Consider the following 320-nt stretch of genomic DNA (forward strand, 5'->3'; position numbering starts at 1 on the left):
GCCTGGGCCTGACCCAGCTGGCGACGGAAGGGGCGATGCGACATCATGGCCTCCATGCTGTCGGCGACGTGGATGATGCGTGCTTCCAGCAGGATTTCATCGCCGCGCAAACCGCGCGGATAACCGCCTGTCTCTTATACACATCTCCGAGCCCACGAGACGAACGCAATAATCTCGTATGCCGTCTTCTGCGTGAAAATGGGGGGGGGGGGGGGGGGGGGGGGGGGGGGGGGGGGGGGGGGGGGGGGGGGGGGGGGGGGGGGGGGGGGGGGGGGGGGGGGGGGGGGGGGGGGGGGGGGGGGGGGGGGGGGGGGGGGGGG

Annotated in this window: 1 protein-coding gene and 1 pseudogene; both read right to left on the bottom strand. The window is 74.4% G+C overall.

All coding sequences use genetic code 11. The features are described from left to right. A pseudogene (locus tag JHD62_RS23150) lies at positions 1–113 on the bottom strand (hypothetical protein); the annotation flags it as partial. 21 nt (positions 114–134) lie between these two features. Continuing rightward, positions 135–320: hypothetical protein (locus JHD62_RS22750; protein ID WP_233161162.1), on the bottom strand; the 186-nt coding region annotated here is incomplete at its 5' end.

The sequence above is a fragment of the Aquitalea sp. ASV11 genome, from assembly GCF_016429185.1.
In the GTDB taxonomy this organism is placed as follows: Bacteria; Pseudomonadota; Gammaproteobacteria; order Burkholderiales; family Chromobacteriaceae; genus Aquitalea; species Aquitalea pelogenes.